Below are 2,951 nucleotides of genomic sequence, written 5' to 3'. Positions count from 1 at the left end.
GTTTCGCGGTCGGTTCAGACCGTCGGGCAGGCGAAGCCGTCGCCGTCGGGATCCAGGTGCGGGCCGAAGCCCGGCTCGCCGCGGAACAGCGGCGCACGGCCGGCATTGCGGGCGTCATCGCAGTTGGCGAAGGCGCCACCGGCCGAACCGGTCTGCGACAGACCGGCCGAGCCGGTCGCGGCGGAGCCGGTGTCGACGGCCGAGGAACCCGTTCCGGCGGATCCGGACGGAGGGGCGGCTAGGGCGGCGGGAGCCGCGAGAAAGGTCAGTCCCGCGACGGCCGCGCTGACGGAGAGCCGGCGAACGTTCATGTATTCCTCTATGTGGTTGCTGCGGTGGATGGGCGTCCGACCGGACGCCGCATCCACTGTTGTGACGGGCCGCTCTCTTGTCAACCTCGGGGGGATGGAACTAGGGCATTAGGGGATCCTGCCCACCCACTCCGCTCAGGCGGTCGTGCCTGCGCCGCTGATGTGCTCTGCGGGGATGTTTCCCATGCGTCCGGCCTGGTAGTCCTCCATCGCTTCGATGATCTCCGCGCGGGTGTTCATCACGAAAGGCCCGTACTGCACCACCGGTTCCCGGATCGGTCGTCCGCCGAGTAGCAGCACTTCGAACGCTTCGGTCCGATTGTGTTGGCGCGCATCGGCTGACACGCTGATCGCGTCTCCGCGGCCGAAGACCGCCAGCTGTCCTTCGCTCAGCGGCCTGCGTTCCGCGCCGACCGTGCCGCTTCCGGAGAGCACGTACGCCATCGCCGTAAACTCCTGCGGCCAAGGAGTTTCGAGGCTTCCGCCGGGTGTGATCGACGCGTGGGCGTAGGCGATCGGGGTATAGGTCGAACCGGGCCCGGTGAACCCGCCGACCTCCCCGGCGATGAGCCGGACCAGCGCGCCGCCGTCGTGCGAGCTCACCAGAGTCAGTTCCCGAGCGCGCAGGTCTTGGTAGCGCGGCGTGGCGAATTTGAGCGCGCGCGGCAGGTTCACCCAGAGCTGGATGCCGTGGAACCACCCACCCGAGGCGACCATCGCCTCCGGCGGCACCTCGTCGTGCAGGATGCCGGAGCCCGCGGTCATCCACTGGGTGTCGCCCTCGCCGATGACGCCGCCGCCGCCCTGCGAATCGTGATGCACCATGGTGCCGTCGAGCATGTAGGTGACCGTCTCGAAGCCGCGGTGCGGATGCCAGGGCGCTCCTTTCGCCTCGTGCGGTTCGTAGGCGACCGGGCCCATCTGGTCGAGCAGGATGAAGGGATCGGCGGTGCGCAGATCCATGCTGGGGAACGGCCTGCGCACCTCGAAGCCCGCGCCTTCGCGCTGTTTGTGCGCGGTGACCACGCTCCGGACCGGCCGTTCGCGCAGGGTCGCGTCGGGACGCGGGAGGCGGGGCAGGACCATGATGTCGGGAACGGTGACGGCGGGCATGGGGGACCTCCTCGGGAGTTGGTGTCCATGTCAACCAACCGTGACTACACTTCATTCCCATGGTCCGGTGGTTGAGTGACGACGAGCAGGCGACCTGGCAGGCATATGTGCGGCTGCGCCAGCGTTTGGACGGGGCGATTTCGGCCGGGCTGGCCGAGGACGGTCTGTCCCTGGCGGACTACGAGTTGATGGTCGCGTTGTCCGCCGCCCCCAACGGTTGTCTGCGCGCCAAGGAACTGGCCGCCGAGGTGTGCTGGGAGAAGAGCCGGTTGTCCAAGCATCTGGCCAGGATGGACGCTCGCAGTCTGGTGGAGCGGCGGCCTGCCGAGGAGGATGCCCGCGGCATCATCGTCCAACTCACGCCGGAGGGGCGCGTCGCGCTGGAGCGGGCCGCGCCGAATCATGTCGATCTGGTCCGTCGCGTGTTCGTCGAGCCGATGACGGCGGGCGAGGCGCGGGTGCTGCGCGCGCTGGCGGACAAAGTGGTCGCCGAGGTGGAGCAGGTGACCGAACTCGGCGCTTGAGCGGCGGAGTTCGCTGGCATGGCGGACGTCAGCCGGTGTCGGTGCCGCGTCGGCGCCATCGGCGCCACCACCGGGGACGCGTCGTGGCCTCGCCGGCCCGCGAGCGGGAAGCGGCGGCGATCGTGCGGCTCGGCTGCTCGCGCTTCGGCCGCGCGGACTCGCGCGCGTGGCGCCACTGCTCGACGATGTCGTCCGCGTTCACCGGAGCGATCGGCACGAACGGTCCTTCCGGCATCCGCAGCCAGTCTACGATGCGTTTGTTGAGTTCGCTCACGGCGGCCCGCACCTGCCGTTCGCTGGTCGAATCGCGTACTTCCTCGGGCAAGTGCTCGATATCGCGGCGCAACAACAGCGACGGTGGCAACAGCGCCTCACTGCCGACTCCCTCGCGACGCAGATATCCGCGCAGCCACCAATCCTCGTCCTGGGCCCTGCCCGCCCCGGGAATCGGCTTGCCGGTGCCGGGCAGGTTGTCGAATTCGCCGCGCTCGGCCGACTCGCGGATCTGCTTGTCGATCCACGATTCGAAGGTCTGCTTCGCCGGTTTGCGCTCGGTCATCGCGACGACAGTGTCCGCGGGTACATGACACCACTCTACGGAAGTCGGTAGTAGACGTGGAAAAGCTTGCAGGGCAACACTTTTCGCCGAGTCAAGACCACGGCGTGATCGGTGGCTTCACCCAGAGCAGCTTCTCGTCGGTGTGCTCGCGCCGAGCCGCGGGATGCTCCGGATGACGGGCGGCCCAGTCGTCCTTCTCCGTCAGCAATCGCGCCACCGTAGTCCAGGTCTCGTCGGTGCTCGGCGGATTCGTCGCGGCGGCCCTGGCCAGTTTGCGCCGGACGGCCGCAGGCATCGCGAGCACCTCGGATTCGGTGATGCCACGGTGCCAGAGGAAGCTCGCCAGCCGTCGCGCCTTCTCGGCGCGGCTCTTGGCCGCCACGTCGTTGTGTGCGTAGTCGGTCACGGGCACGTCCACGGGTCGCAGGTGCATCGACCCTAGCC

5 protein-coding genes are annotated in these 2,951 nt (G+C 68.7%); 1 reads left to right on the top strand and 4 read right to left on the bottom strand.

The annotated features are described in order from the left end of the window. Positions 1–14 precede the first annotated feature (14 nt). Together ACFU5M_RS34290 and ACFU5M_RS34285 are read right to left on the bottom strand one after the other, a co-directional pair. Positions 15–311 carry an excalibur calcium-binding domain-containing protein gene (locus ACFU5M_RS34290; protein ID WP_043688643.1) on the bottom strand — a complete coding sequence of 99 codons (297 nt, stop codon included), beginning with the start codon at positions 309–311 and terminating at the stop codon, positions 15–17. 135 nt (positions 312–446) lie between these two features. Then, complete coding sequence (locus ACFU5M_RS34285; RefSeq protein ID WP_379055748.1) at positions 447–1,424, bottom strand: pirin family protein; 978 nt, start codon at positions 1,422–1,424, stop codon at positions 447–449. 71 nt (positions 1,425–1,495) lie between these two features. Here ACFU5M_RS34285 and ACFU5M_RS34280 point away from each other — a divergent pair, with 71 nt between their 5' ends. Beyond that, positions 1,496–1,948: a MarR family winged helix-turn-helix transcriptional regulator gene (locus ACFU5M_RS34280; RefSeq protein ID WP_379055746.1), complete on the top strand. Its 453-nt coding sequence runs from the start codon at positions 1,496–1,498 to the stop codon at positions 1,946–1,948. A gap of 28 nt (positions 1,949–1,976) precedes the next feature. Here the strand turns inward: ACFU5M_RS34280 and ACFU5M_RS34275 are convergent, their stop codons facing one another. Together ACFU5M_RS34275 and ACFU5M_RS34270 are read right to left on the bottom strand one after the other, a co-directional pair. Next, on the bottom strand, positions 1,977–2,507 hold the full coding sequence (locus ACFU5M_RS34275) for a DUF1992 domain-containing protein (RefSeq protein WP_379055744.1): 531 nt from the start codon (positions 2,505–2,507) through the stop codon (positions 1,977–1,979). Between the two features lie 91 nt (positions 2,508–2,598). Next, entirely contained in the window at positions 2,599–2,940 is a 342-nt protein-coding gene (locus tag ACFU5M_RS34270; protein WP_379055750.1) for a hypothetical protein, read from the bottom strand. Between the last annotated feature and the right edge of the window lie 11 nt (positions 2,941–2,951).

The sequence above is a fragment of the Nocardia sp. NPDC057455 genome (genome assembly GCF_042802775.1).
Lineage (GTDB): Bacteria > Actinomycetota > Actinomycetes > Mycobacteriales > Mycobacteriaceae > Nocardia.
This window is presented reverse-complemented; position numbering and strand designations above follow the sequence as displayed.

Bases quoted from the DNA above. Each gene is read 5' to 3' on its own strand.
- ACFU5M_RS34285 (WP_379055748.1), bottom strand. From the start codon at position 1,424: ATGCCCGCCGTCACCGTTCCCGACATCATGGTCCTGCCCCGCCTCCCG.
- ACFU5M_RS34275 (WP_379055744.1), bottom strand. From the start codon at position 2,507: ATGACCGAGCGCAAACCGGCGAAGCAGACCTTCGAATCGTGGATCGAC.
- ACFU5M_RS34290 (WP_043688643.1), bottom strand. From the start codon at position 311: ATGAACGTTCGCCGGCTCTCCGTCAGCGCGGCCGTCGCGGGACTGACC.
- ACFU5M_RS34270 (WP_379055750.1), bottom strand. From the start codon at position 2,940: ATGCACCTGCGACCCGTGGACGTGCCCGTGACCGACTACGCACACAAC.